At 42.3% G+C, this 24,830-nt stretch carries 30 protein-coding genes; 10 read left to right on the forward strand and 20 right to left on the reverse strand.

Going from position 1 to position 24,830, the window contains the following annotated elements; translation table 11 throughout:
- The first annotated feature begins 159 nt into the window (after window positions 1-159).
- The 4 genes from rpsF to rplI are packed head-to-tail and all read left to right on the forward strand — an operon-like array spanning window position 160 to window position 1,601.
- A complete protein-coding gene (rpsF, locus tag VCASEI_RS01870) occupies window positions 160-555 on the forward strand; it encodes a 30S ribosomal protein S6 (RefSeq protein WP_086962915.1) in 396 nt (131 codons plus the stop codon).
- An 8-nt stretch (window positions 556-563) separates the two neighbouring features.
- Window positions 564-866 (forward strand): primosomal replication protein N, encoded by a 303-nt coding sequence (priB, locus tag VCASEI_RS01875; protein ID WP_086962913.1) that lies wholly within the window; start codon window positions 564-566, stop codon window positions 864-866.
- A gap of 16 nt (window positions 867-882) precedes the next feature.
- Window positions 883-1,110 (forward strand): 30S ribosomal protein S18, encoded by a 228-nt coding sequence (gene rpsR, locus VCASEI_RS01880; RefSeq protein ID WP_000090472.1) that lies wholly within the window; start codon window positions 883-885, stop codon window positions 1,108-1,110.
- A 38-nt stretch (window positions 1,111-1,148) separates the two neighbouring features.
- Window positions 1,149-1,601 (forward strand): 50S ribosomal protein L9, encoded by a 453-nt coding sequence (gene rplI, locus VCASEI_RS01885; RefSeq protein WP_086962912.1) that lies wholly within the window; start codon window positions 1,149-1,151, stop codon window positions 1,599-1,601.
- Window positions 1,602-1,726: 125 nt separating this feature from the next.
- On the opposite strand, the gene VCASEI_RS01890 is transcribed toward rplI, so the two are convergent.
- A complete protein-coding gene (locus tag VCASEI_RS01890; RefSeq protein WP_238321382.1) occupies window positions 1,727-2,821 on the reverse strand; it encodes a DUF481 domain-containing protein in 1,095 nt (364 codons plus the stop codon).
- 158 nt (window positions 2,822-2,979) lie between these two features.
- Between VCASEI_RS01890 and VCASEI_RS01895 the strand changes: the two genes are divergently transcribed.
- From VCASEI_RS01895 to pgi, 4 genes are all read left to right on the forward strand, one after another.
- Window positions 2,980-4,374, forward strand: coding sequence for a replicative DNA helicase (locus tag VCASEI_RS01895; protein WP_086962910.1), 1,395 nt, complete (start codon window positions 2,980-2,982; stop codon window positions 4,372-4,374).
- A gap of 84 nt (window positions 4,375-4,458) precedes the next feature.
- Window positions 4,459-5,544 carry an alanine racemase gene (alr, locus tag VCASEI_RS01900; RefSeq protein ID WP_086962907.1) on the forward strand — a complete coding sequence of 362 codons (1,086 nt, stop codon included), beginning with the start codon at window positions 4,459-4,461 and terminating at the stop codon, window positions 5,542-5,544.
- Window positions 5,545-5,578: 34 nt separating this feature from the next.
- Window positions 5,579-6,889 carry a BamA/TamA family outer membrane protein gene (locus tag VCASEI_RS01905; protein WP_170924606.1) on the forward strand — a complete coding sequence of 437 codons (1,311 nt, stop codon included), beginning with the start codon at window positions 5,579-5,581 and terminating at the stop codon, window positions 6,887-6,889.
- A 248-nt stretch (window positions 6,890-7,137) separates the two neighbouring features.
- Window positions 7,138-8,790 (forward strand): glucose-6-phosphate isomerase, encoded by a 1,653-nt coding sequence (gene pgi, locus VCASEI_RS01910; RefSeq protein WP_086962905.1) that lies wholly within the window; start codon window positions 7,138-7,140, stop codon window positions 8,788-8,790.
- Window positions 8,791-8,898: 108 nt separating this feature from the next.
- Here pgi and zur read toward each other — a convergent pair whose 3' ends face one another.
- The 14 genes from zur to VCASEI_RS01980 all read right to left on the reverse strand — a co-directional run bounded on the left by zur (window position 8,899) and on the right by VCASEI_RS01980 (window position 19,532).
- Window positions 8,899-9,369, reverse strand: a complete 471-nt coding sequence (gene zur, locus VCASEI_RS01915) for a zinc uptake transcriptional repressor Zur (RefSeq protein WP_162621054.1) — start codon at window positions 9,367-9,369, stop codon at window positions 8,899-8,901.
- Between the two features lie 282 nt (window positions 9,370-9,651).
- Window positions 9,652-10,695 carry a DNA-methyltransferase gene (locus VCASEI_RS01920; protein ID WP_089110319.1) on the reverse strand — a complete coding sequence of 348 codons (1,044 nt, stop codon included), beginning with the start codon at window positions 10,693-10,695 and terminating at the stop codon, window positions 9,652-9,654.
- Between the two features lie 202 nt (window positions 10,696-10,897).
- Window positions 10,898-12,799 carry a phage tail tape measure protein gene (locus VCASEI_RS01925; protein ID WP_089110318.1) on the reverse strand — a complete coding sequence of 634 codons (1,902 nt, stop codon included), beginning with the start codon at window positions 12,797-12,799 and terminating at the stop codon, window positions 10,898-10,900.
- A 60-nt stretch (window positions 12,800-12,859) separates the two neighbouring features.
- A complete protein-coding gene (locus VCASEI_RS19850; protein WP_089110317.1) occupies window positions 12,860-13,057 on the reverse strand; it encodes a GpE family phage tail protein in 198 nt (65 codons plus the stop codon).
- Window positions 13,003-13,272 carry a phage tail assembly protein gene (locus tag VCASEI_RS01935; RefSeq protein WP_089110316.1) on the reverse strand — a complete coding sequence of 90 codons (270 nt, stop codon included), beginning with the start codon at window positions 13,270-13,272 and terminating at the stop codon, window positions 13,003-13,005. The genes VCASEI_RS19850 and VCASEI_RS01935 overlap by 55 nt, the downstream gene beginning before the upstream one ends.
- A complete protein-coding gene (gene gpM / locus VCASEI_RS01940; RefSeq protein WP_238321383.1) occupies window positions 13,265-14,197 on the reverse strand; it encodes a phage terminase small subunit in 933 nt (310 codons plus the stop codon). The genes VCASEI_RS01935 and gpM overlap by 8 nt, the downstream gene beginning before the upstream one ends.
- Before the next feature lie 10 nt (window positions 14,198-14,207).
- On the reverse strand, window positions 14,208-14,573 hold the full coding sequence (locus tag VCASEI_RS01945) for a phage tail tube protein (protein ID WP_089110315.1): 366 nt from the start codon (window positions 14,571-14,573) through the stop codon (window positions 14,208-14,210).
- A gap of 9 nt (window positions 14,574-14,582) precedes the next feature.
- On the reverse strand, window positions 14,583-15,716 hold the full coding sequence (locus tag VCASEI_RS01950) for a phage tail sheath subtilisin-like domain-containing protein (protein ID WP_089110314.1): 1,134 nt from the start codon (window positions 15,714-15,716) through the stop codon (window positions 14,583-14,585).
- Window positions 15,713-15,919 (reverse strand): DUF2635 domain-containing protein, encoded by a 207-nt coding sequence (locus tag VCASEI_RS01955; protein ID WP_089110313.1) that lies wholly within the window; start codon window positions 15,917-15,919, stop codon window positions 15,713-15,715. Before VCASEI_RS01955 ends, VCASEI_RS01950 begins: the two co-directional genes overlap by 4 nt.
- A 36-nt stretch (window positions 15,920-15,955) precedes the next feature.
- Window positions 15,956-16,477 (reverse strand): phage virion morphogenesis protein, encoded by a 522-nt coding sequence (locus VCASEI_RS01960; protein WP_089110312.1) that lies wholly within the window; start codon window positions 16,475-16,477, stop codon window positions 15,956-15,958.
- Window positions 16,474-16,941: a phage tail protein gene (locus VCASEI_RS01965; protein WP_089110311.1), complete on the reverse strand. Its 468-nt coding sequence runs from the start codon at window positions 16,939-16,941 to the stop codon at window positions 16,474-16,476. Before VCASEI_RS01965 ends, VCASEI_RS01960 begins: the two co-directional genes overlap by 4 nt.
- An 8-nt stretch (window positions 16,942-16,949) precedes the next feature.
- Window positions 16,950-17,399 (reverse strand): head completion/stabilization protein, encoded by a 450-nt coding sequence (locus VCASEI_RS01970; protein WP_089110336.1) that lies wholly within the window; start codon window positions 17,397-17,399, stop codon window positions 16,950-16,952.
- A 141-nt stretch (window positions 17,400-17,540) separates the two neighbouring features.
- Window positions 17,541-18,629 (reverse strand): phage major capsid protein, P2 family, encoded by a 1,089-nt coding sequence (locus tag VCASEI_RS01975; RefSeq protein WP_089110310.1) that lies wholly within the window; start codon window positions 18,627-18,629, stop codon window positions 17,541-17,543.
- Window positions 18,630-18,686: 57 nt separating this feature from the next.
- Entirely contained in the window at window positions 18,687-19,532 is an 846-nt protein-coding gene (locus VCASEI_RS01980; RefSeq protein ID WP_089110309.1) for a GPO family capsid scaffolding protein, read from the reverse strand.
- Window positions 19,533-19,665: 133 nt separating this feature from the next.
- Here VCASEI_RS01980 and VCASEI_RS01985 point away from each other — a divergent pair, with 133 nt between their 5' ends.
- Together VCASEI_RS01985 and VCASEI_RS01990 are read left to right on the forward strand one after the other, a co-directional pair.
- The gene (locus VCASEI_RS01985; protein ID WP_089110308.1) at window positions 19,666-21,426 is read left to right on the forward strand and encodes a terminase large subunit domain-containing protein; all 1,761 of its coding nucleotides are present in this window, start codon (window positions 19,666-19,668) and stop codon (window positions 21,424-21,426) included.
- Window positions 21,427-21,482: 56 nt separating this feature from the next.
- Window positions 21,483-22,415 (forward strand): phage portal protein, encoded by a 933-nt coding sequence (locus VCASEI_RS01990; protein ID WP_089110335.1) that lies wholly within the window; start codon window positions 21,483-21,485, stop codon window positions 22,413-22,415.
- Between the two features lie 73 nt (window positions 22,416-22,488).
- On the opposite strand, the gene VCASEI_RS01995 is transcribed toward VCASEI_RS01990, so the two are convergent.
- The 5 genes from VCASEI_RS01995 to VCASEI_RS02015 all read right to left on the reverse strand — a co-directional run bounded on the left by VCASEI_RS01995 (window position 22,489) and on the right by VCASEI_RS02015 (window position 24,802).
- On the reverse strand, window positions 22,489-22,977 hold the full coding sequence (locus VCASEI_RS01995; RefSeq protein WP_089110307.1) for a hypothetical protein: 489 nt from the start codon (window positions 22,975-22,977) through the stop codon (window positions 22,489-22,491).
- Between the two features lie 420 nt (window positions 22,978-23,397).
- Window positions 23,398-23,697, reverse strand: coding sequence for an Rz1-like lysis system protein LysC (lysC, locus tag VCASEI_RS19920; RefSeq protein ID WP_455685143.1), 300 nt, complete (start codon window positions 23,695-23,697; stop codon window positions 23,398-23,400).
- Entirely contained in the window at window positions 23,627-24,001 is a 375-nt protein-coding gene (locus VCASEI_RS02005) for a hypothetical protein (protein ID WP_162621005.1), read from the reverse strand. Before VCASEI_RS02005 ends, lysC begins: the two co-directional genes overlap by 71 nt.
- Before the next feature lies 1 nt (window position 24,002).
- Entirely contained in the window at window positions 24,003-24,542 is a 540-nt protein-coding gene (locus VCASEI_RS02010; protein WP_089110305.1) for a lysozyme, read from the reverse strand.
- Window positions 24,539-24,802 carry a hypothetical protein gene (locus VCASEI_RS02015; RefSeq protein ID WP_089110333.1) on the reverse strand — a complete coding sequence of 88 codons (264 nt, stop codon included), beginning with the start codon at window positions 24,800-24,802 and terminating at the stop codon, window positions 24,539-24,541. The genes VCASEI_RS02010 and VCASEI_RS02015 overlap by 4 nt, the downstream gene beginning before the upstream one ends.
- Between the last annotated feature and the right edge of the window lie 28 nt (window positions 24,803-24,830).

A 24,830-nucleotide genomic window follows, 5' to 3' on the forward strand; every position in this document is an offset into this window, starting at 1 on the left:
CATTTTATAGTGGGAGGTGGTTAAAATACCTCTTGCCTATTCTGGTGACGTCTTATACAATTCGCCGTCCTGAAATCTCGGTCTTAATTTATTTTCGTTCCTTGCTTCCTCCGGATGGCCGAGCCCATGTGGAAGCTAATAATCCGTAAGGAGCAACCTATGCGTCATTACGAAATCGTATTCATGGTGCACCCTGATCAAAGCGAGCAAGTTGCTGGCATGATCGAGCGTTACACTAACACTATCACTGAAGCGGGCGGCACTATGCACCGTTTAGAAGATTGGGGTCGTCGTCAAATGGCTTACCCAATCAATAAACTGCATAAAGCACACTACGTTCTTATGAACGTTGAAGCTGAGCAATCTGTCATTGATGAGTTAGAAACTGCTTTCCGTTTTAACGATGCAGTTTTACGTAACATGATCATGCGCACTAAATCTGCAGTGACTGAACAATCTATCATGCTGAAAGTACGTGAAGAACGTGCTCCTCGTCGTGAAGAGCGTTCTGAAGAGCGTTCTGAAGCTAAGTCAGAAGACGCAGCAGCTGAGTAATTGATTGTATGACCAATCGGTTGGAGTTAAGTGGCATTGTCGCAAAAGCTCCGATTAGAAGCCTTAGTCCTGCGGGCATTGCTCATTGCCATTTTAGTATTGAGCATCGTTCGACAGTACAAGAAGCGAATTTACCGAGACAAGTTTATTGTCGTATGCAGGTTGTCGTAAGTGGTTCAAGGTCGCAAGAATTAACTCAACATTTAGTTTTAGGTAGTCACATTAAGGTAAGTGGTTTTGTTGCTTATCATACCGGCCGAAATGGTTTAGGGAAATTAGTGTTACATGCCGACAACATTACTCAAATTTAAGATCAGGAGATAGCCCATGGCTCGTTTCTTCCGTCGTCGTAAATTCTGCCGTTTCACTGCAGAAGGCGTACAAGAGATTGATTACAAAGACGTAGCAACTCTTAAAAACTACATCACTGAAGCTGGTAAAATTGTACCTAGCCGTATCACTGGCACAAGTGCTAAATATCAGCGTCAACTAGCTCGCGCTATCAAGCGTTCTCGCTACCTAGCACTTCTTCCATATACTGACAAACATCAGTAATTGGCAGCAGTTTAATTAAGTTTAAGAGGACTAAGATAATGCAAGTTATTCTACTTGATAAAATCGGTAACCTAGGAAACCTTGGCGACCAAGTTAACGTTAAATCTGGCTATGCTCGTAACTTCCTTATCCCTAAGGGTAAAGCAGTTATGGCAACTAAAGCTAACGTTGAAGTTTTCGAAGCACGTCGTGCTGAGTTAGAAGCTAAAGTTGCTGAGCAACTAACGGCTGCTCAAGCTCGCGCTGAGAAAATTAACGCACTAGAAGCAGTTGTTCTTGCTTCTAAAGCGGGTGACGAAGGTAAACTATTTGGTTCTATCGGTACTCGTGACATCGCTGATGCAATTACTGCAGCTGGCGTTGAAGTGGTTAAGAGCGAAGTTCGCCTTCCTGAAGGTGCACTACGTAACACTGGTGAGTTTGAAATCAGCATCCAACTTCATTCTGAAGTGTTCGCTGACGTTAAACTTCAAGTGGTTGCTGCTGAGTAATCAGTATCAAAGTACAATAAAAAAACCGACTTCGTGTCGGTTTTTTTATGTCTGATACTTTAAGAGAATGCTTAATATGGTATTTAAGGTCCATTCGACCTTGTATCCTCCCAGACTCAATGACATTAAAACCTGAAAAGTAGATTCATTTTAAATGTACTATCCGTGTTTTCGAGATCATTTGGTACTCGAGTTAAGTTTTCTCTATGATGGGATATTTTTAACGCAATATCTTCCGTAATATTATTAATTGCGCTGATTTCTGTATCAAGGCGAGTATTGCTTGAGCCACTCACGACGGTTGCTTGCATTTCAAATGATAATGTTTTAAAAGGTTTCCAGACCGAGGTTAAGTTACCGCGTAGAATTGCTTCTTGTACATTTTCAGGAAAAATTGGATCGTCACTGTCTATCTCATCGGTGTTGGGTTCTTGAATACGATAACCGGGACCAATTTCCGCCTCTAACTTGAATTTTTCTGTGTTACTAAGTTGGAAACCAAAACCGGTCGAAACGGTATAGTCTCGAAAATAAGAGCTGTATTTAGAATCAATACCTTTAAAGCTTCCATATAAATAGGTTTTTGGGCCGAGTTTGTAGTCACTTTGTAGCTCGTAACTTTGTTCTCTTTCTTCTTCTTCGCCATCTTCATCTTCCCGGTAAATTTTTACTTCGCCATAATTACGCATTTTTCCTTTGATATATCCAATAGCAATTCGCACATTTAACGATTGATTATCATCATTACCTTTACGTGATTGATAGCCAAATTCAATTTCGGGTTTCCAAGGCGATTCTTCCTGTGCTTCTTCTTTTTCTTCATTACTGTCTTTATCATCGCTTTCATTTAATAATTTTGCGATCGCTTCTTCATCAACACCTGAATCATTGTCTTGAGTTGTTTCTGATTCATTATCATTTAAAATTTCAACTTCAGGCGCGGTGTTGGGATCCGTCGATTGATCTTTAGTGGAGTTTTCTAGAGAGGTTGCTTCATTAGATGCAGCCGGTTCGACAATGATATCTTGTTCTGCTGGTGATAGTATTTCTTGCTGAATTTCTGTTGAAGCGGATTCATCCCACGATGGTGTAGGTTTGCTTGCACTTTCATCTTCCGAAGTGTTCTCTTGCTTATCATCCGTTGATATTGTCGAGTTTTCTGCACTATAGAGCATTGGGCTAGATAGTAATAATAGCAGCGGTAATAAACGTTTTAACACAAGTGTCGTTACCTCGGTTGAAAGATAGTATTCATGATAGGTATATTTTGACGATGCTAGTCATTATAGAGTTAATTTTTCATTTTATTCGATAGTGGGATTACAAATCTACACACTCCGTTATAATAGTGAACTAGATTTTGTAATTAAGTGGTCCCATGGCTGAAAATAAAACTCGAAAAATCGTAGATGCTCAAGTCGATGCTCTAAAAGTCCCACCACATTCACTTGAAGCTGAGCAATCAGTTTTAGGGGGGTTATTGCTTGATAACGAACGCTGGGATTCAATCTCAGGTAAAGTGGTGGATAAAGATTTTTATAGTCGGCCGCATCGCCTTATTTTTGCTGCCATTAAAGTTATTTTAGAAAATAACCAACCACTGGATCTTATCACACTATCTGAGCATCTCGAACAGCGAGAAGAGCTAGAATCTGTAGGTGGTTTTGCTTATCTTGCCGATCTTGCTAAAAATACACCGAGTGCGGCTAATATTAACGCTTATGCTGATATTGTGTGCGAGCGTGCTCTGGTGCGTAATCTTATTGGTATTGCTAATGAGATCGCGGATGCTGGTTACGATCCTCAAGGTCGTAGCTCGGCTGATTTGCTTGATATGGCGGAAAGCAAAGTCTTTGCGATTGCAGAAGAGCGTACCACCGAAAGTGAAGGCCCTCAAAGTGTCGATAATATTTTAGAAAAAACCCTTGAGCGAATTGAAGAATTATACAAATCACCACAAGATGGTGTCACTGGGGTGAATACCGGTTTTGCTGATCTGAATAAAAAAACCGCCGGTTTGCAAGGATCGGATTTAATCATTGTCGCCGCTCGTCCTTCGATGGGTAAAACGACCTTTGCGATGAACCTTTGTGAAAATGCTGCGATGGATCAAGAAAAGCCGGTGTTGATTTTCTCACTAGAGATGCCCGCCGAACAGTTAATGATGCGTATGCTGGCTTCATTGTCACGAGTTGATCAAACTAAGATCCGTACCGGTCAATTGGATGATGAAGATTGGGCACGTATTTCATCGACCATGGGTATTCTAATGCAGAAGAAGAATATGTATATCGATGATAGCTCAGGTCTAACGCCAACCGATTTACGTTCACGAGCACGTCGAGTAGCTCGTGAAACCGGTGGATTATCGATGATCATGGTCGATTACCTTCAGTTAATGCGTGTACCGGGTTTGCAAGATAACCGTACTTTGGAAATTTCAGAGATTTCTCGATCTCTTAAAGCGCTGGCTAAAGAGTTAAATGTTCCAGTCGTTGCACTATCTCAGCTTAACCGTTCTTTGGAGCAACGTGCTGATAAGCGGCCAATTAACTCGGACTTACGTGAATCTGGAGCGATTGAGCAGGATGCCGATTTGATTATGTTTATCTATCGTGATGAGGTTTACCATCCAGATAGTGCATTAAAAGGCATTGCAGAAATTATTATTGGTAAGCAGCGTAACGGCCCAATCGGTTCAGTACGACTCACTTTCCAAGGTCAGTTCTCGCGCTTTGATAATTACGCTGGCCCTGCTTTTGATGATGAATAAATAACAGAATCAAGCTGGCTTTTATTAGTCAGCTTGATTTTTTATTGCCGATTACCCCTCCCCGCATCTCAAGGACACACTGAAATGAAGCCAACTCTGGCCGCGACTGCCAAGATAGATTTAGCAGCATTGCGTCACAACTTGGAGCAAATTAAGCTCAAGGTACCGAATAGCCAAATCACCTCAATTGTTAAAGCTAATGGGTATGGCCATGGTGCAGTTCCTGTCGCGTTAGCGCTAGAGTCATTATCTGATAACTTTGGCGTGGCGAGAATTGAAGAAGCTTTAGAGTTGAGACGAGCAGGGATCACTCAGTCGATTTTATTGCTAGAAGGCTTTTATGCCGATTCCGATCTCCCTATCTTGCAAGCCAATAATCTTCATACTGCGCTACATTGTGAAGAGCAATTGGTTGCATTAGAGCAGGCAAGCTTAGCTTCTCCTATTCATGTATGGCTGAAAATTGATACGGGCATGCATCGACTCGGTGTTCGTCCTGAAGATCTTAATGCATTTATTGAACGTCTCCATGCTTGCCCGAATGTCGCGAAACCGCTGCGCTTTATCAGTCACTTTGGTTGTGCAGATGAGCTTGATAATCCGGTCACCATGCAGCAAATAACTCTATTTACTCAATTGGCTGAACCTGAATGTGAACGTTCTATTGCCGCTTCATCAGGAATTTTAGCCTGGCCAAATAGCCATCTTGAGTGGGTAAGGCCGGGGATTATTCTGTATGGCGTTTCACCTTTTGAAAATCAAACCGCTGAGTCTTTAGGCTTTAAACCTGCGATGACCTTAACCTCTAAATTAATTGCTGTGCGAGATGTCAAAGCTGGAGATAGTGTTGGCTATGGCGCAACTTGGACGGCTCAACAAGATACTAAAGTGGGTGTGATTGCGATGGGGTATGGTGATGGTTATCCACGCACTGCGCCAAATGGTACTCCGGTATTGGTTAATGGACGTCGAGTGCCGTTAGTTGGACGGGTATCTATGGATATGTTGACGGTTGAGTTGGGCGCTGATAGTCAAGATAACGTGGGCGATGAGGCGACTTTGTGGGGGGATGGACTGCCAGCAGAAGAAGTGGCTCATCATATTGGTACGATTGCTTATGAGTTAGTGACCAAATTAACCGGGCGTGTTGCTCTACTTTATTCTGAGTAACCATAATCGAACGATGAAAAAGAGAATGTCATTTATGCAGGGAAATGTGCGACAGTTATTGAGTAGTCTGTTTTATTGGGGATTATTGACGCTATATTCCGGTAATGGTCATGCAGAACCTAATATTCAATTGTCTCAACCAGCAGAGCAAAACGTCGACGTTGAACAATCTGAGATATCTCAAACTAAATCCTACACTAGTAAAGTTAACGACGACTCTTGGTATTCCGATTTTAAAGTTGTGCCATTTGGTTTTATTTCCGACTCAATTGGTAACTCTATTGGGGCTGCCGGGTTACTTAAAGGTGTCGGCCAGCCTCAAGCTGCATTGCTAGGAGTGGCGTTCGTTTCAGATAAAGGCAGTTATGTTACATACTTAGGTGGGTATAACTATCAATTAAGCGATCGTTGGTTGGTGGATTCAGATGCCTATATTGCTCAGTTTAAAGACTATAGCTATTACCTAGGGGATGCGACTAATAACGATTCTGAGTTTTACGACTATATTGAAACGGATGGTCAGGAATCTCGAATTCAAGCTAAGTTTCGTTATGTCTTGCCTTTGGGGCAGGGAAAAGAAGACGCAGCAAAAGCCAGTTATTTACCTAATCGCAAACTCACCGGAATGACGCCTTGGGATAGTGGTGTGACTACACTTGGTGTCTCGCCTTTTTATAAAACCCGCAAGCTAGATGATATTGACTACGATGAAGCTGATTCTACGTGGGGGGCGATTTTTAGTCTTGATTGGGATAACAGAGACAGTACTCGCAACACCACTCAAGGTTCTCGTACTGTATTTAATTACACCTATGCACCCGATTTAGGTAATGACGAATCATGGAGCACTTGGGAATTTCAAAATAGTCAGTATTTTGATATCGGTGCTCTCGGTAACCTATTTAACAAACAAGTGATTGCTTTTGATTTTTACACTGCTGGTACACCTAGTTGGGAACAAGGCTCTGATGGTGAGCATCGTCCACCGGAATATGCCGGAGTACGCTTAGGTGGTCTATATCGTCAACGTGGTTTTTCTTCAGGTCGATTCACTGGCCGCGCGGCGATTAACTATAGTTTAGAGTATCGAGTAATGCCGGATTGGCAGCCATTACAAAACTGGCCTGTATTTGATTGGTACAAAGTGCCGTGGTGGCAATGGGTACTGTTTACCGATGTTGGTCGAGTGGCCGATGAGTATGATGTATCAGAGCTCCATGAAAATATGCAAGTGAGCTACGGCGGCGCAGTACGTTTTCAGGTTGAAGGTGTGGTGGTTCGCGCTGAAATGGCATGGGGAGATGAAGAAAGTATGTTCCGTGTCATGGTTAACCAGCCGTTTTAGAATGGTTATTTCATTGAAGTTGTTATTTGTTGATTTCTTTAGTCACCACTTTTATTTAAACTGACATAACGCAATATAGATCACATAAATCGCTGCGATAATTATACCCAAGTGACTTTAATAGCAGTGTAAGAAATTTTAAGTTGAGCCTATTTATTCGGCTAAGCTTGTTTTGTATCGGGGCAGGCAATTAACCTATTTCAGTTTTTTGTTCTGAGTAAATCCAATAGACTTATCAGGAATGAGTAATGTTGAAAAATATCAATCCAACCACAACGGCAGCGTGGAAAGCGCTAACTGAGCATTTTGAATCAGCACAAGATATGGAACTGGCTGCTTTATTCTCTCAAGATGCCGATCGTTTTAATCAATTTTCTGCAACATTTGGTTCCGACATTTTAGTCGACTACTCTAAAAACTTGTTGGACAAAGAAACCTTCACTCATTTATTTGCCCTTGCTGAGCAAACTGAACTTAAAGCGGCTATTCAAGCAATGTTTGCTGGCGATAAGATCAACCAAACTGAAGGTCGTGCAGTTTTACATACCGCTTTACGTAATCGCAGCAACACACCAGTTATGGTTGATGGCGAAGATGTGATGCCTGGCGTAAATGCTGTGCTTGCGAAAATGGAAAGCTTTACTAACCGTATCGTATCGGGTGAGTGGAAAGGCTATACCGGCAAAGAAATCACGGATGTAGTGAATATCGGTATCGGTGGTTCTGATCTTGGCCCTTACATGGTTTCTGAAGCATTAGCTGCTTATAAAACGCGTTTGAACATGCACTTTGTGTCTAACGTGGATGGTACTCATATCGCTGAAACGTTAAAGAACTTGAACCCAGAAACGACCTTGTTCCTAGTGGCATCAAAAACCTTTACCACGCAAGAAACCATGACTAATGCACACAGTGCGCGTGATTGGTTCCTCGCGACTGCGCAAGATTCTGCACATGTTGCTAAACACTTCGCGGCGCTTTCTACAAACGCAAAATCAGTAGAAGAGTTCGGTATTGATACGGACAACATGTTTGAATTCTGGGATTGGGTTGGCGGTCGTTATTCGTTATGGTCGGCAATCGGTCTTTCTATTTGTCTTGCGGTTGGTTTTGATAACTTTATTGAGTTATTGGACGGTGCCCATGAGATGGATAAGCACTTTGCCAATACAGAATTTGAAAACAACATTCCTGTGATCTTGGCGTTGATTGGTATTTGGTACAACAACTTCCATGGGGCAGAATCTGAATCTATTCTGCCTTACGATCAGTACCTACACCGTTTTGCTGCTTACTTCCAGCAAGGTAACATGGAATCAAACGGTAAATACGTTGACCGTAATGGTGATGCTGTGGATTACCAAACTGGCCCAATCATTTGGGGCGAGCCGGGTACTAACGGTCAGCATGCTTTCTACCAGTTGATTCACCAAGGCACTAAGTTGATCCCATGTGATTTCATTGCGCCAGCGATCAGCCATAACCAAGTAAGCGATCATCATCAAAAATTGATGTCTAACTTCTTTGCTCAAACCGAAGCTCTAGCATTTGGTAAATCAAAAGCACAAGTTGAAGCGGAATTCGCAGCTGCAGGTAAATCTGATGAAGAAGTGAAAGATTTGGTGAACTTTAAAGTGTTTGAAGGCAATCGCCCAACTAACTCTATTCTAGTGAAGCAAATTACCCCTAAAACACTAGGTAACTTAATTGCGATGTATGAGCATAAGATTTTTGTTCAAGGCGTGATTTGGAATATCTTTAGTTTCGATCAGTGGGGTGTGGAGCTTGGTAAGCAACTTGCTAACCAAATCTTGCCTGAATTGGCGGACAGCAATGCGGTAGACTCGCATGATAGTTCAACTAATGGCTTGATTAACGCATTCAAAGCTTTTAAAGCCTAAGCGATTAACTAAAACGTAAGCTATTTACAAATCGATATTAAAAAAGAGAAGTCCAAATTGGGCTTCTCTTTTTTTATGTGTAAATTTTGCCATGAAGGGTAATGAGGGCTAGCTAGATTGACAGTTTTGGCAAATTCCATGTGTTTCGATGACATGGTTAGTGAGTTTAAATCCATGCTGAGCTATATTTTTGGTCAGCAATTCAATCAAGGCTTCATCTTGAAGCTCACTGACATCACCACATTGGTCACAAATCAGTAAGTGTGAAAAGTGTTTATTACTACCGTGACAATCATGCTCATCAAAAAAACAGCATGATACAAAACTATTGGTTGATTCCACCCTATGAATAAATCCCTGCTCAAGCAAAAACTCTAATGCGCGATAAACTGTCGGTGGCTTTGCTTGAGGTTCGGTTTGTTTGAGTTTATCGAGTAACTCATAAGCCGTCGAAGAGCCTTTTTGTTGCCAAATTAATTCAAGCACTTGTTGACGCTGCGAGGTGAGGCGAACCCCTCGTTGTTGGCAAAGGTCCGTGACTTGTTGGATCAAACGTTTATTCAAAATTTCAGCCTTAATTTTTCTTTTAAATACAACAACGATAGGGCGAGTTGTCGCTATTTATTTTTCGTTGGTGTACGCCTTTGCTGCCTATGGTAAAATATTTGACCAAATAAGTCAGAGATATTTATCCCATATACCATTATGAATAATTACCCAATGCAACGTTTTTCTATTGCGCCAATGCTTGATTGGACTCACTTTCAATAAGTTAAAGAGATTGTTTATTTTAAGGCGTACCATAGGTGTACTGGTGAATCTTTGTAAGGGTGCATTACATGGGTAATGCACATACTTTAGTTAGCTTAATTGCTTCACCGTTTCAGAATAAGTTTCTTCTTCCATTTCTATTCCAACAAACTTCCTATTGAGCTTCAAACACGCTTTTCCAGTGGATCCCGAACCCATAAAGGCATCGAGGACAACCGCGCCTTCACGGCTACTGGTAGTGATGATGTGCTCCAGTAAATCAGCCGGCTTTTCGCATGGGTGTTTACCTGAATAATATTGTACTGGTGCGAATGTCCAGACATCAGTATAGGGCACCTCATCGGTGACGCTAAATGGTCGGCGCAATGTTTCATATTCAGCTTTTAGGTCATCATAGTCTTTAAGCAAATTAGCGTATTGACGATTTAATGCCTGGTACTCGTTTGTAAGCTCTGAATGGGTTCGTGATAAGGCATTACTTTTTTGTGAGAATAGCGCCTGTAGCTGTTGGTATTGCTCCTCGGTTGGTAACTTCCATTGGCTGTACGAAAACCAATGCGAACACATTTGAGTACCAGTGACTTTATTAATTTCTTTTGCAGATACCTGCAGCGCTTCTTTTGCATTTTTAAAGTAATCAATTAATGGCTTAAATACCTTCTGCTTGAGTTCGGTGCATTTAGTGGCGTATTGATTACCGCCTTTGGCAAATCCTTCTGAACCATAGTGACCTGCAAAAATAATGCGTTCGGTTGACGGGAAAAACGATCGCAAATGCGGTTTATGAGTTCCCTTCCATACGCCTGATGGTTTGGCCCACACGATATGATTAAAAACCTCAAAACGAGAACGTATAAGCAGTTCAGTATCGGCGGCCAGTTTTGAGCCACAGAACAGATATAAACTTCCAGAAGGTTTTAATACGCGCCAAAGTTCGACGAGAATTTCATCTAGCCAGGCTAGAAAGGTTCCAACATCAGGCCACTGGTTATCCCAGGCATTCTTTTTAACTTGAAAATAGGGTGGGTCGGTAAGTATCAGATCAATACAATTACTTGGTAAAGTTTTTAGGTAGGGTAGGCAGTCAAAGTGAACCAGTTTCAATTGACCATTGCGCAGCGAGTTAGTTTGCATTCTTTTCTCCAATAAATGAGCCTTGAATGCTGAAAAAACTCAGCCACGATGTTGTGGCTGAGCTTAGTAATATGCTTCCTCTCCAAAGGTTAATTTGGGTCTCAGGTACTCAAGGCATAAAACAGCAATGAGTCTACCAACAAAAACAAACACTGTATGTTTAAACAGTTCTAAATGCGCGATTTACTATGGGGTTATTGGTTTAATAACTGATGGCCATGTTGCCTACATTTAGATTTAGATTGGTGCTTTTGTCACTTCTCGCCTTATCAACCGTGATTGGTTTTTCAGATTTTATGGTTACCGCCACTTCGGATTGACTCTTTACTGTATGACTATTTAAAGGCTGATAAGCTGATAATGCAGGTGCGCTGCCCAAGTTCTCCCTTTGTGCTGTGGCTCTGTCTCGTGTGGTGCGATTGAGGGTTTCATCCGTTGTAATACCGATTTTTTTATTTGCATCAGCTAAGGGATTGACCTTATCAAGTAATTTGTCCAACTCGTCCGATGCTGAGTTAATTCCATCTTTCCACCCATCAGGTACCAGACTATCAGGCAATGCGTTAATTAATGCTTTAACGGCCATCATGAGCGTTTTGATACCCAATAATGGACCGGCAAATAAAATGCCTACCACTTTTAATAACCCTCCAAGTACTCCAAATTTATCAATTAAATAAGTAATGCCAATAACTAAGGCTGCTACGGCGGCAACCGTCAATCCTATAGGGTTCATCATAATGGCGGCATTTAAAGTGATCATTGCGACTTTAAAAATGGCAAGTGTTGCAATAAGGCCTTTGATATTCTGAGAAACGAATACCGCCACCTTAGCAATCAGCTTGAAAGCATCACACAGGTCGCTGACGGTTTTAGTGATTTTTTCAATAAGGTCGGTACGAAATTTCTCATTCTTAAATTTGTTTGAAAACTCAGTAAAAAGCTTAGTGATTTTCAGCATAACCGGTGCAAGGGCGGCAAACTTGATTGAGCGAATACTCTCTTGCACCTTTTGCAAGGCATCGTTATACGCTTCGGCTTTTTGGGCGTCCTCGGTTTTTACTCCTCCACCGGTTTCGTTAAATTCCGTTCTCGCAGCGGTGAGTCCTTCCGTTCCCTGGCGTAGCATGATGAGCATTTTCTTACTTTCTCCACCAAACATCGCATCGGCAAAGGCCATTTGTTCTTGATTGGTTTTGAGCTTAGTAAAGGTATCCAATACTTTGTCATAGGCTTCTTGGGTTGTTTTAGCATTTTTAAGTTCGTTTAATAAAGGGCTCTTTGCCTTTTCTAGAAATGAAGCTGCAGCGCCTTTGCCTGTCGATTGAAGTACGCCAAGTCGTTTACTGAACGTACCGAGCGCCTTTGTCATCCCATCAGCGCTAACGCCTGCATGCTCAGCTTGAGATTGCATCGCTTGAAGCTCTTCGACGGGCATGTTGAGGTTCTGCGCTGATTTTGACAGGTGATCCATTTCACCTGCAGCGCTATTGATTTGCTGGAATAAGCCGGCAAAGCTGAGGCCACCTAATAATGCAGCCCCTTTCCCCATTGCTGCCCCTTTAATATTGGGCATCTTGATGGATTTACTGAGCTTTTGAATAGGGGTCATGGCAGTTCTAAGGGTTTTATAGCGGCGGCTGACTTTATCAATGCTTTTTGCATGTTCATTTTGGCTTTTTGATAAGCGGTCAAATTCACTATCAAGCTTGGCGACATTAACACCGGCCTTTTTCATTTGGCTACTGGTTTGCTTTAAGCTGCTTTCATACTTGTCATTTTTAGCGCTCAGTAACGAAACCTTTTCTTCTTGCTTAGCCAGCTTATTAGTGAGCGCCGCGCTTGGGGTTTCGGTGGCGGCCATTTGCGCTTTTAATTTGGCTAGTTTCTCATTAGCTTCATCGGTTTCAAGCGCGTTTTTGTCTAGCTCTTTTTGTATCTTCTGATAAGAGGCAATCATGGTTAATGCACTAGAATCATCCGCTTGTGCTTTTTGGATAGCTTTTATCTTTTTTGCATAGTAATCAGAGTCACTGGCCATACTTTGGAGCGGTTCACTGACCTTATCAACAACGCCCATCACAACCGATAAATTCATTTTCATATTGATATTCTCTTTAGGTAGAAAGTCTTGAGGTAAAAAGTCTTGATATAAAAAAGAGCGCTAGGTGCGCTCTGGTGGTTGGTGACGTACTCGCGCTTCTTCCCGAAACAGCATCAAATCTTCTAGGCTGAATGCGTCCATTTCGCTTGGCGGCCAATGGAACACTAAAGCAATATCAGCGTAGAAGTCTTCGACACGCTCAATTAGTGTTTCGTATCCACGAAAAAACCGGCGATCTCCGTTTGAAGAGGGGCCCAGTTTGCAGGGTCCATATCCAGTAAATCACGCTCATTGAGAATGGAAATACGAGACAAAAGGGTACTGTGTGCTTCAAAGTCCATTTGGCATACATCCACTAAATTCAATCCTCGTAAATCACCGGCGCAAGGCTTGCGTATTTCAATGGTGGTGAGTTCTTTTCCGTCCTTTTCAATTGGGACAGCTAATTTAATAGGGATAAATACTTTATTCATAACCAAGAGCCTCTTTGAGTTCGTTTACTTTTGTTTTACGGCCGCCTTTGTTGGGGTCAATCATCATGACTCTTTCAAAGAGTTCCAATGCTTCAGCCTGTTTACCTTCGGCTTCATACCAGTCACCGATCAAGCGAAACATCTTCACTTTTAAGGGGGCGTTTGTAGCCATCGCACCGCTTAATAAATCTTGTACTGCATCCATTAAATATTGGCGGTTACATTCTTTTTGGGCTTTGTGCGCCTTATGGGAATATTGAAAAACAATATCGCAATAAGCGGTTTCACCATTGGATTTCCAACCACGAGGAGTATCAAGACCACGCAGAATGAGCGCTTTAAACGAGTCGTGAAACTCTTCGAATTGGCCACAATCAATTTGCCATTGATACCACCACCAAATCACATCCAGCCCTTCTAAATTTTCATGGGTTTGAAGTAGCGTCATAACGTGAGGTTTATATTTTTTGATTAGCTCAAGCTTGAAGGGAATTTTTTCTTCTGAGCCAGCCAGCGTTCGAGCGCATTCCAAATCCAGCTTTAACTTATGTTGCATTTCGCTCCACGGGCTTTCGGCTACTTGTTGCTGAGCTTTATCAATAACATCATTGAGTGAGTTCTCAACATAGCTTGCAGCGTCCATTGCATCATTAAGCTCTTCAGTTGCACCTTGAGCATCACGAGTGGCATCTTGCGCTTCAATGGTAGCTTGCTCGGCTAAATCAATCGCCGCTTGAATTTCGTCTAGATTATTATCATCCACTTGCTTAAGGTTCGTTTCAGCTTCCTTTTGGGCTGCTTCTGCTCGTTGCTGGACGATTAAAGCCTTATTGACTTTAATTTTGGCCTGAGCAATGTTGCTTTTCGCCGTATGAATGGCTTTTTGTTCGGCTTGCATTTTTCGCTTTCGTAATAGTGTGAGCATAGTGGCAACCTTATTGCGCGATTAATTCAGTGCCAAGAAACATCACTTCAAGCTGACCATCTTTGATGGTGAGCTCTAAAGCTTCGCTCGTCCATGCGCCCATCAAGGTGTAGCTTTTACCACTGTTGGTATTAAGCGTAATGTTTTCACCTGTGAAGTTACGAATGGCCGTTTCATCGGTGGTTTTAGCATGAACGATGGTGGCTTTAATGCTTGGCGCGGCGTCAAATGTTTCGCTAAACCCTAGTACGCCAGCATCGCCCATTACGGCATCGCGTTTGACGCCGCCAAAGTTAACGGTAGCACCTTCTTTAGTGGGTAGGCGACCAAGGGATCCAGCATCTAAAAAGCCACGGCTAGTAATTGTGGTACTCATAAAAAGCCCTTATTTTCTAAATTGAATTTTGCCGGCAACGATGATTAAGCCGTTGACGAACTGAGGACTGTCTAGGTAGTTAATGCGCGTTTTATCGGTCTCATCGAGTTCAACCGTTAGCGATTTTTTATACCCTTCGAAATCTTGAACAATACCGTTGTATTCCAAATCTTTGTAAAGTGAGAGTAATTCACCGGCAATGATGCTAGGCGTGACAATGGCTTGCCCGGTGGCAAAGCTGGTGCCATCTTTTGCTAACTTGTGGCGTCCATACTTACTTAAAATTAATGAACGTTGCTTCTCTCGAAAGTACATGGCGGTTGCCGGTGTCATGACATCGAGATAGCTATCATCGGCAACACCTGCGGCATTTTCAGTGTAAGCGGTCACCGGTCTTTCAATTAAAACTTCACCGGTACTGGTGACGGTGTAGGTTCCGATCCCTTCATGAAGCAACAAGTTGCGTTCTGTCCAATCAAACTCGGTATCGGCAATGGAATACACCCCATTCATTTTCAAGGTTTGAAGGGGACGACAAGGATCGGCTGCAAGTGATGGGGCGATTTGTCCAGCCCAGGCGGCGACGGCTTCTGCTTCACTGATGGCTTTATTGCTTGAATCACCTAATGCATTAATTGGCATAAAGCTAATTAAGGGACAATTACAAGTTGAGCCAAAAGTCACGAGCTCGGCGTGATTGCCTTTCTTGGGTAGATAGGCGATACCAGGGATCATTTCTAGTGCTTGATAACGCGCTTCTAAGAATTCACTTAAATCTCGAATGCTGGTTTCATCATTCAATGCACACACAATATGATGGTATTGCGTATCCCCTAATGAGGCTAGTGCGCTCATCAAATCAGCATCCGCGACACTAACCGCGTAAATCGGTAAAGTTTCGTCTTGTTTGGTAAACCAAGTCACCATTTTGGTCACGTCTGAATCACCAAATTGTGCTAAGGCTGAGTCCTTGTTTAAGCAAAGTACAACCTTGTTAGGCGGTACGGTTGCGCCTTCAATTGCGTTACCAATGATTAAAACTAATTGCTGAGCTTCGGCGCTATTGGCGAGGCTATTATCAATTTCAATGTAAACGCCTGGTACGCGAGCATTACTCGGCACTTCTGAAAAGCTGATACTCATGCGTTATCCTTCTTGGTTTCGGCTTTTACTGTAGTTACAGTTTCCGTCGGTTGTTTGGCGATAAGCTCACACGAGCCATCTTGAATTCGGCGCAACCAATAGGAATTGCGTGGCTTGGTTTCGCCTTGTTTTTTCAAGGGCACTCGCGTTTCTGGATCTCGCACGAGTAGTTCACCCTTGGGTTTAATCATCATTTCACGCATGCTTTTCTCCCATGCTTTGAGTGGTCGTAGTTGGCGTTAATTTTTCGCGCCATTGGCAAAGTTTTCAGCCACCATGGCGAGTAGTTCTTTTTCTAGTTTGGGCGTCCAACCTATGAAGGTTCGCTTGGTCATCTTGTAATTGTTTTTAACGCCGCTACCACCTTCCCAACGGTTGGTTTTTGAGTTGTAAAAACCATTGACGCGAGTGGTGAACGAGAGGCCTAAGCCTTCGTTATGTTCTTTAGCCATGTTGCCAACAACGCCAGACAAGCCGACTTCAAAATTCTGCTTGTCCACACGGGTGGTTAAAGCGCGACTAAAACCGGTTAGCATATTTTTATTGTCTTTGGCTTGCTTGGTTTTGCTATCTAGCGTTATTTTTCGCTTCTTACGCCCTTGATATGGCTTGTCGTCAATGTCCCGTTGTTTACGAATTTGTTCACGAAAATACTGACGCGTTCGGTTGGCCAGTCGTCGGTTTAAATCAAATTTTTCAGCATCCGTTAAAACAAGCGCGTTTAATGCACGGGTTAATTGGTCGGGATTCGTGAGCTTCATAACGCGATCACTTGATTGGGGCCATCAAGATATTTGAACGGGGGGAGCGTTTCTTCAGTTGGCGCTTTCATAAAAGCGCTGACGCATTCAAAACGAGTGGTGGCTTGTAGCCAGTTGCCGTTGTCGTTTTCTTCAAGCTCATAGCTTTCTTGAATATCCACTTTGAGCTTTATGTCACATAGGCCTTTATCGAGTAATTGCACCGCAAAGGTTGGTGGCTCTAGTCCTTTTTCGGCGCGGTCAATATCGTATTGGTTGAGCCAGTTGACTAGGTGCATCATTAAAATATGAGGCTGAACATCAACGCTGCTCATTGAAATAATCACGGTGTACGCAATATCAAACCCATCTACGCTATTGCCTTGAGTGCATTTCAATTCGCCATCTTCCGCCCATACTTCTAAGTTGCCAGCATCGGTGACTTGTTGGGTGAAAAGGGTGGTTAAACTTTGTAATGCTTTCATATAGGCTCCTACACCACTTCAAAACAATAGGTCTCGACGCCATTGCCAAGTAAATCCATTGCGCGTCGGTATTGCACCAGGCAATTCTCTGCTTTTTGCTGCAGCGCTTCTTGGCGATCACTTGCATCACTAGTGGCGTTGGTGCTGAGTTGGTTACCGACAATGAAGTTGGCGGCTAATGAAAACACCGCTTGTTTATAAAGGGTGGTACCGGTGTTCGTGTCACCAAATTGCTGTTGTGAAAATTCATCCAACGTAACGGTAGATGGAAATATATTAAGCAATTCTCGATTTACCGTGATTCGAGCAATAGTGAGCTGTTGCAAAATGCCCGGCTCTGTTTCATTACTGAGGAAATGAAACAGAGACTGGAATTCTGAGACTTTAAGTTCAGGATATTGAGCCGTAGCAGGCAGCGTTGAGTCGTAAATCTCATCTTTATTACCGACAAATTGCATACTCATAATGCGGTTCCCAAAAAAAGAGGGGAGTAGGCTAAACACTTGTGCATCAATTCGCGGTTAATTACCGGCTTTGATAAACAATTGATAGCCTACTGAGGGGTTGTTCTTATTTAATTAAATGAAAAAATGCTTGGGTTATACCCATTCACCATTAATCCACAATTTAACGTTTTCAAATTCAAGTGCTGCGGCTTTTTCAAGGTGTTCGACCACGTAAGCCATGTTCATTGATTCAAAGTTTTCAATCTGATCAAGTTTGTCATTTTTAGTGGCAACTGAGCGGCGAACCGAACCTTCTTGAATGTAAATCGATAGGTTGCTGTAGCTTGTGACTAAAATGCCGGTTGCAGGGAAACCCGGTACCGACACCGCAGGTAGGCCGCCATAAGTGCCGATCACTTGCTTGTCTTCAATGCGTGATTTTTCGCTTGGCTTATTACCATTGGCGGCGTAAAACTTAGCTTTGTCATACGACAATAAATCAGAGCCGATAATGGAGACCAAATCTGGCGAATTGATGCAAGCATCACCAAGTAGGCCTTTGACGTTCATTACTGCCAAATCTAAGTTGATAAAATCACCGACACCTGCGCCAATAAGGGTGCCGGTGTCAGTACCATCATCGACCATTGGCTCGCCTTCACCGATACGGATTTCACCTGGTGTTGCACCTTCTTTAAACATACCAGCAGGGTTGTTGTCACGTATTGCCTGGAACCAACCTTTGTTGACATCTTCACCGTTTGGATTTGCTTCAGCATCGGTGTTGGCTTCGCATGACTTACCATAGAAACCAATGGTGATTTTGTTAGCGTCAATCTGCTCACGAGTTTGGTTTGAGATGATTTGATTGAAGTTTTTTAGGTGCGCAAAGGCATCTAATTGAGCGTAGCGAATATGGGAATCAAAGTTAGTCTGTTCACACATATAAGGCATTGGCTTCATATTGTAGACGGCCTTGGTTTTACGCTCTTTGCCTGAACTTGTGTCTGTGCGGCTAGCAATCATACCGCTGACGCCAAGCCCTAGCGCTTCACCTTTTTGATTTTTTACACTTAGGATATTAATTTTCTTTAAAAACTCATTACTTTCACGAATTTGGGCAATGATTTTTTGAGTGGCAGCCGGTGTAACATTGAATCGTTCTGTCGCATCGTCTACACCGTTTTGTTTTGCGACCGTTGCGGTATACAGAGCAACGGCTTTTTTAGTGGTTTCTAACATAGAAATACCTTAACAATTAAAAATAAATTTAAAAGGAAAGCTGCGATAGCGAGCTTGTTATAAGTAACCGCCAGCATTACCACCGCCAGCAAGGTCGCGTTCTTGTTCATCGGTGACTTTGCTTAGCTTTTCGGTGAGCGTGTCGAACTTGGTTGCTAGGTCGTCCACTTTTGCGCTTAACTTGGTGGTGTCGTCTTGTTCTGCTTCCGGCTCTTCTGCAGGCGCTGCTTCTTGTTGTTTTAATCCTGTCACCGCAGCCGTGAGCAATGTAACTGCAGAGGTTAGTGCTTCGGTTTGTTCTTTTTGCGCTTCAAACATCGCTTTTGTTTCTTCATTCATTTCAATGTCCTTCTCTTCATGTTCTTTAGTTTGAGTATCCGATGTAATGCTCAATAATTGTTTTAACCGGCTAAAAAATTTGCGGTCTTCTTGTTCATTATTTGGTTCGTTTTGAGCCGTCCAATTATCCATGCTCAATGTCGCGCCTGAGCTGAAATGTTCACGGCTTTTACTGACGCTTTGAGCACTTGCTGATAGGTGCATTTCGGTAGTGCCCATCGATGCAGGCTCATCCGTTAACGCAAGGCCGGTTAAATAACTGCGACCGGTGTTTTGATAATTCCCTTCAATCTCACAAGAGGTATGCAAAAGCTGACCTTCTTCAATGGTTTTAAGCAGTAAAGAATTAGGTTTTAAAATGGCAAAGAGTTGGTTGTCTCGTTTTTCAACAGAGGCAACCGAACCGTACTTAGGAGCGCACTGGAAGTGCTCTGGATTAATGCGAGCGTTATATTTTTTGGGGTCGTAAAGCTCAGCCATATCATCAATGACTTTTTGTTCAATGAAGCGGCCGTCAATAGTTGGGCCGGCAGTTAATATACAAATAGGTTCAGATTGAAACATGAGTTTGCCTCTTGTGATTTCTGAGTTTAATTTAGCGAAAACCACCGACCTTTTATATTCATCTCGATCCTAAAACCTCAATCTAGAATGTTGATAAGCTGAGGAAAAACAAAGCTTATTGCACACTGCAGCTATGAACGATAAATGCCAATCCATTGACGAACCGCTTTACACCAGTGCGCAAACTTATGCGCTGGGTTATTACCTACGTCAGTACAAACCGGTAGAAATTGCCGAAAAGCTCAATGTGGCCACTCGAACGATTCAGCAATGGATCTCAAAGTTTGATTGGAAAGCGTTGCGCGATGATGCGCCGGTTGAATTGATGATGAGGCAACGTATTGCCTATTTGATGTGGGTCGATAAAAAGCACGAATCTCAACTGAAAGAATTAGAGTTATTACTTGAGCAAAAGCGCAAACGGGATCAGGCATTAAAAGCAAAAGAAACGTCGAGTTCTGGTACTCAATCCGGTGGGCCACGTCGAGGCAGACCGGCCAATAGAACCAAGAATGATATCTCTGGCATTACGGCTGAAATGCTGGCCGATTTTCGAGAGAAAACCTTCTTTCAATATCAAAAAGACATTCATGGTCATAAGCTCAATAATGACATTAATGAATTCCGGTTCTATCTGAAATCTCGCCAAATTGGTCTAACTTACTACTTCGCATTTGAAGCTTTTGAAGATGCCATTCTTAATGGCGACAACCAAATATTCTTATCGGCCTCACGCAAGCAAAGTGAAATATTTAAGAACTACATTCGCCGCTTTGCGCTTGAAATTGGTGATGTCGAATTAAAGGGCAAGGATGAGCTGTGGCTCTCGAACGGTGCCTGTTTAAATTTCTTATCGACCAATGCGCGAACCAGTCAAGGCTTCAATGGCCACTTGTATTTCGATGAAGTCTTTTGGATACCAAAATTTAAAGAATTGGATGATTTTGCCGGCGGCATGTCCATTCAAGCACAATACCGCACCACGTATTTATCGACGCCATCGAGTACCGCCCATGAAGCCTATTCGAAGTGGTCCGGAGCAAAAGAGAACAACATCGATGTCAGCCACAAAGGACTTAAAAACGGTTCAATGGGTGTTGATGGGATTTTCCGCCAAATTATTACGGTGGATGATGCGATTGCCGGTGGTGCGAACTTCTTTAACCTGGATAAGCTTCATCGTAAATACCCTGATAAGTCGGTGTTTGATAACTTGCTACGATGCGTATTCCTCGATGATGCGACCTCGTTCTTTAGCATCAAAGCGCTATTGATGTGCAAAACCGACACCTCGTTATGGAAAGATGTTCAATTAGATAACTTGCACCCGGCTGGCCGGCGTGAGGTGTTGGTGGGTTACGATCCCCGTGGTGGCGGCCAAGGTGAAGGCTCGGATGATGCCGGCTTAATTGTGGCCTTAAAACCTGAGAAGAAAGGCGGCGTATTTCGATTGCTTGAGCGTATTCGCTTAAAAGGGGCGAGCTATGAAGCACAAGCCACGGCCATTGAAGCGATCACCAAAAAATACAACGTTGTGCATCTTGAAATGGATGTGGGCGGTGTTGGCTCGGCGGTGGCTGAATTAGTTCGCAAGTTTTATCCGGCTTTAATTGAGGTGGATTATTCACCCGAAATGAAACGGATGATGGCGTACAAAGCGCGTGAAATTATTAACGCTGGTCGTCTTCAGTTTGATGATGAGTGGGATGACCTGGTGCATTCCTTTTTGATGATAAGACAACACACCACCAAAGCCAGTAACCAAATTACCTTTATTTCCAATCGTAGCAAAGTGGGCTCTCATGCCGATTTAGCCTGGGCCGCTATGCATGTGTTGCATTGGGAGCCGATTGATATTTTACGCGATGACACCACCACAGTGTCATTTCTATAGTGCAATAATTTTATAAGAGGCACATTGTGATCACATTTGATTCCCCTGAAAGCGTTATGACCGCTGATATTTTAAGTTACATGGAAGTGGCGTTAGTTGATGGATTATATGAGCCGCCTATCGCACTTGATACCTTAGCTAAAGCGGTGCGTGCTAACCCTATGCATGGTTCGGCGTTATATGTAAAAAGTAATATGGCATCGAGCTCAGCGGAATTATCGCCTTTAATTAAGCGCCGTGAGTTTAAACGTTTTATGGGTGACTTTTTAACTTTTGGTAATGGCTACTTTTCTATTGTTCGTAACCGGCTTGGTGATGTGGTGGAAATTAAGCATTTGCCAGCGCTGTACATGCGCCGCAAAGAAAATATTAACGAGTATGTGTACAAGCCCCGTGAATACAGTGATGAAGGGCGAGTGGATTATAAAGCAGGGCAAGTCTTTCATTTGGGGGAGTACGATGTATGCCAAGAAATATATGGATTGCCGCAATATATCGGGGCACTGAGTTCCATTTGGCTTAATGAAGATGCGACCTTGTTTCGCCGTAAATATTACTTAAATGGCTCTCATGCTGGCTACTTGTTGTATATGAACGATCCCAATTTAACCGGTGAACAAGAAAAAGATATTAAGGATAAGTTATCGAAGAAAATAGCTTTCAAAAACCTGTTTATTAACGGTAAAGGCAAAGATGGGAAAGCACCGGAACTCACACCAATAGGCCAAGTGGAAGCAAAAGACGAATTTAAAAATATCAAGAGCAAAACCACGGAAGATGTTCTGGCCAGTCACCGCATTCCGCTCGATTTAATGAGTATCGTACGTGAAGGCTTCGCATCCAGTTCTGACTTAAATAAAGTCGATCGCGTGTTCTACAAAAATGAATTGGTACCATTGCTAGAGCAAGTGTGTGAGTTGAATGATTTTGTGGGGATGGAAGTGATTACTATTAAAGAATATACAAGCTTAGAGCCTGAAGGACAATAATCCTCTCAGTTTGTATATAAACCACGACAACAAAAAAACTCACACCCAAATATGCTTAGTTTTATACAGTTACCTATAAGATGTTACTCCTTTGAAAGGTAGCAACACATGAACTTTGCACTGGTGTGAGTAACATATTAATTCCGCCTTTATTCTCCATCCAAATGTAATCTCCAGTTTCAGCAACATAGTTAAATGCTTTCATTTCGCTCGCATAGGCAGTACAAGACTTTGCTGTTGTTATAATAGTGGTTTCTGTCACATAACATTTCCCTGATAATTTTCTATACTCAGCTTCTGTGAATATGCTATCACCTTTTGAGCCATACACTGCGGTTAACTTTATTGAATCTTTTTTGGTTTCATTAAACCAAGACGCGTTTACTCTTATGTCTGAACCTGATGCTAGGCGAAACGTGTTCTTAATTGCGGTATCACAAATATAGAAGCCTTTGTTATGAGCTTGTTTTAAAGCAAATGCGGTAAATTCTGGATTTCCGCTAGCTAATGAATAAGTTGAGAAAGTAAGGGTTAGTAAGCCTAATAATTTGATTCGTTTCACGCAAATTCCTTATTAATATGTTAAACATTGCAAAATTTAATTTATAGCCTAATACGTGGTGGTACAGTAAAAATACTAAATTTCACATTAAGGCACCACATTTACCGTATTATATGAATTGGTTTTTTTAACCTAAGTTAAATAAATTAAGCATAACTTGACTCTGCAGTTATTACTTTCATAGTTTTTATTATTTATTCCGCTGAAACAAATATTTATGTCTAAAACAAGATCTTGATAGGATAAACAAGATAAATAGCAAGCCTAGCTAATCTCTGTAGTGATTGCTGATTAGCCTATAAGGTATACAATCTAAAAGCTGAGCGTGAAGCAGTTCGTAATTCTGATGATTATATTGGGCTTTCTGAAGGGAGGTTAAGTTAAACAAGGTAATGAGTCGAATTATTTCGCCAGCATTTATTATTTACCTACATTCATATCGAGTGAGGAGCAGACGCTGTTTTTATTGGAATAACCATAAAACTCACGATTTTTTTCTATCTTACACGCGCATAATCTAAAGGCATTGAGCCACACTTCATCACGAGTAACTGCCTCGCCATAGGTTTTGGGTGGCGCTTTGAATGGCAGTTCGCACTTCACTAAATAAGCAGCATTCGGCACCTTAGTGGTTTCATGATACTGATATTCAGTTATCGTATTTGTACCCTGACACCCACTGAGCAGGATAATCAATAGGCTGGTTATTGCAGGGCGCATGTTCTAATTCCTTTTTTAGTTGTTTCAGTCGGTTTTCTAAAGCGAGGCGCGCACGTTGCTGCCTGTTGACCATGTCATCTTGCACTTGTTGTGCATGCTTCCTGTCTTGATTGAGAGACTCAATTTTCGTGGCTAGGTGGTCATTATTTTGTTGCTGAGCTTTTAGGGTTTGCGAGAGTTGCTGGTTGTCTTGCTTGAGTTCATTGCTGTAGTCAAATAAACGGTAGTTAATAAAGATGCTAAGTAACAAAGTAATAATAATGAGCCATTTAAAGGCCGCTTTGATTGAAGTGAGTACGTCCACTCTATCCCCAACCATTCAAGCAGACGTTCTTTTCTGTTTCTCGGCGTTTCGGAATGCCAGAGCAATTACTATCCTCTAGACGACAATCCTGCCCATCAACATAAATCCATCGCGGATACTGCCAACACGCACCAGACTTATCGCCTTGATTGAACTTTTTAAGCAATGTTGACTTGGTAAAGTTACTCGCGCCAAGGTTAAAAACAAAGCTCACCATCATGTCATATTCAGCCTGACTCGGTTTTTGGGTGATATTTTTATTGACCACCGTTTCCGCTTGTCCCACATCTTTCACAAAATATTCGGCGATCTCTTTTTTGGTGGCTTTCATGCCTGGCTTAATGTCAGTGGTGTGCCCCAAGCCAACCGTCCAAACATGAGCGCTGCATTGATAAGCTTTTGAGCGACAACCTTCTTCATTCGCAATATGACGTAGGCCGTTTTTACTCACATGTAAACTATCATCAATATTAAATACGATGGCTAAGATGGCAGTTACCGAACATATTGCGGCTTGTGTGGCTTTGGTTTTTAGGCTCATGGGGAGGTTTCCTCTTCATCCATCATGGAATCATCTCCTCGTTTTAACCGAGCCAATTTGGCCTTATTTAATTGTGTCGCAACCGCATAGTGGCGAATGGCCATTACACCGGAAATAATACCTACTGTAATAGCTATCAATTGAGCGAGGTCATTTACCCCAAAGCTAATCAACGTCGCAATGACAGACGTTCCTATCTTTTTTAATCCGGCCATATCAAGGAATGAAATTACCATCACCTTAAACTCCATTTCATTCATGCTTAGAATTCTCTTTATTATTTGAAAT

It is taken from the genome of Vibrio casei (assembly GCF_002218025.2).
GTDB lineage: Bacteria > Pseudomonadota > Gammaproteobacteria > Enterobacterales > Vibrionaceae > Vibrio > Vibrio casei.

Coding starts and splice junctions, on each gene's coding strand:
- rpsF (WP_086962915.1), top strand. CDS start 160: ATGCGTCATTACGAAATCGTATTCATGGTGCACCCTGATCAAAGCGAG.
- priB (WP_086962913.1), top strand. CDS start 564: ATGACCAATCGGTTGGAGTTAAGTGGCATTGTCGCAAAAGCTCCGATT.
- rpsR (WP_000090472.1), top strand. CDS start 883: ATGGCTCGTTTCTTCCGTCGTCGTAAATTCTGCCGTTTCACTGCAGAA.
- rplI (WP_086962912.1), top strand. CDS start 1,149: ATGCAAGTTATTCTACTTGATAAAATCGGTAACCTAGGAAACCTTGGC.
- VCASEI_RS01895 (WP_086962910.1), top strand. CDS start 2,980: ATGGCTGAAAATAAAACTCGAAAAATCGTAGATGCTCAAGTCGATGCT.
- alr (WP_086962907.1), top strand. CDS start 4,459: ATGAAGCCAACTCTGGCCGCGACTGCCAAGATAGATTTAGCAGCATTG.
- VCASEI_RS01905 (WP_170924606.1), top strand. CDS start 5,579: ATGCAGGGAAATGTGCGACAGTTATTGAGTAGTCTGTTTTATTGGGGA.
- pgi (WP_086962905.1), top strand. CDS start 7,138: ATGTTGAAAAATATCAATCCAACCACAACGGCAGCGTGGAAAGCGCTA.
- VCASEI_RS01920 (WP_089110319.1), bottom strand. CDS start 10,695: ATGCAAACTAACTCGCTGCGCAATGGTCAATTGAAACTGGTTCACTTT.
- VCASEI_RS01925 (WP_089110318.1), bottom strand. CDS start 12,799: ATGAAAATGAATTTATCGGTTGTGATGGGCGTTGTTGATAAGGTCAGT.
- VCASEI_RS01935 (WP_089110316.1), bottom strand. CDS start 13,272: ATGAATAAAGTATTTATCCCTATTAAATTAGCTGTCCCAATTGAAAAG.
- gpM (WP_238321383.1), bottom strand. CDS start 14,197: ATGCTCACACTATTACGAAAGCGAAAAATGCAAGCCGAACAAAAAGCC.
- VCASEI_RS01945 (WP_089110315.1), bottom strand. CDS start 14,573: ATGAGTACCACAATTACTAGCCGTGGCTTTTTAGATGCTGGATCCCTT.
- VCASEI_RS01950 (WP_089110314.1), bottom strand. CDS start 15,716: ATGAGTATCAGCTTTTCAGAAGTGCCGAGTAATGCTCGCGTACCAGGC.
- VCASEI_RS01955 (WP_089110313.1), bottom strand. CDS start 15,919: ATGCGTGAAATGATGATTAAACCCAAGGGTGAACTACTCGTGCGAGAT.
- VCASEI_RS01960 (WP_089110312.1), bottom strand. CDS start 16,477: ATGAAGCTCACGAATCCCGACCAATTAACCCGTGCATTAAACGCGCTT.
- VCASEI_RS01965 (WP_089110311.1), bottom strand. CDS start 16,941: ATGAAAGCATTACAAAGTTTAACCACCCTTTTCACCCAACAAGTCACC.
- VCASEI_RS01970 (WP_089110336.1), bottom strand. CDS start 17,399: ATGCAATTTGTCGGTAATAAAGATGAGATTTACGACTCAACGCTGCCT.
- VCASEI_RS01975 (WP_089110310.1), bottom strand. CDS start 18,629: ATGTTAGAAACCACTAAAAAAGCCGTTGCTCTGTATACCGCAACGGTC.
- VCASEI_RS01980 (WP_089110309.1), bottom strand. CDS start 19,532: ATGTTTCAATCTGAACCTATTTGTATATTAACTGCCGGCCCAACTATT.
- VCASEI_RS01985 (WP_089110308.1), top strand. CDS start 19,666: ATGAACGATAAATGCCAATCCATTGACGAACCGCTTTACACCAGTGCG.
- VCASEI_RS01990 (WP_089110335.1), top strand. CDS start 21,483: ATGACCGCTGATATTTTAAGTTACATGGAAGTGGCGTTAGTTGATGGA.
- lysC (WP_455685143.1), bottom strand. CDS start 23,697: ATGCGCCCTGCAATAACCAGCCTATTGATTATCCTGCTCAGTGGGTGT.
- VCASEI_RS02010 (WP_089110305.1), bottom strand. CDS start 24,542: ATGAGCCTAAAAACCAAAGCCACACAAGCCGCAATATGTTCGGTAACT.
- VCASEI_RS02015 (WP_089110333.1), bottom strand. CDS start 24,802: ATGAATGAAATGGAGTTTAAGGTGATGGTAATTTCATTCCTTGATATG.